At 37.7% G+C, this 695-nt stretch carries 1 protein-coding gene; it reads left to right on the top strand.

The window, feature by feature from the left end; all coding sequences use genetic code 11:
• Nucleotides 1–191 precede the first annotated feature (191 nt).
• A partial coding sequence (locus tag MOY_RS16355; protein WP_328287060.1) for a glycosyl transferase family 90 occupies nt 192–695 on the top strand: 504 nt, incomplete at its 3' end.

The raw sequence follows: 695 nt of genomic DNA, 5'->3' as shown, positions 1-695 counted from the left end.
AGAAAAAGTTAAATCACCTTTTTGACATGTGTTACACGCAGGCCAGTCCTTGTGAAAAAAACGACATACTTAAAAGAGTAAACTACTATAACAAGTTGAACCATAACTTCGAAATAAACAAAGAACTGCTCGTTCACAATGTTTTAAATTTAAAGAAGACTGGCAGCTGGTTTTACCACTATGACTTAACGATGCAGCTAGCTGCTTTTACGGATAACCTGCTGTTTCACTATACCCCTGGTGACGTACAAACCATTCCTTGCACGCCAACGTTTGTAAAGAGCAGGCCCATATCTCAGAAGAACGAAAACTCAATTTTATTAAAATTAAACACTATCAGGCATTTTAATTTTGTAGATGACCCTTTTGATTACGCTACAAAAAAAGATCAACTAGTTTGGCGTGGGGCTTGTCATCAACCCCATCGCCGCTATTTTATCGAGTATTTCCATGCTCACCCATTATGTAATGTTGGAGACACTAACAGAGATGCTGAACTAGGCAAGAAACCGTTCATGAGCATTCAGGAACAATTGAAATATAAATTTATTTTAAGCATCGAAGGCAATGAGGTAGCCAGTAATTTAAAGTGGATAATGGCATCCAATTCACTTTGCTTTATGGTAAAGCCTAAATTTGAAACCTGGTTTATGGAAGGTTTGCTCATCCCTAACGTCCACTACGTCGAACTAAAA

Origin of the sequence: Halomonas sp. GFAJ-1 (genome assembly GCF_000236625.2) — a bacterium.
Taxonomy (GTDB): domain Bacteria; phylum Pseudomonadota; class Gammaproteobacteria; order Pseudomonadales; family Halomonadaceae; genus Vreelandella.
Note: the sequence above shows the minus strand (reverse complement) of the source record. Positions and strands in the feature narration are given on the sequence as shown.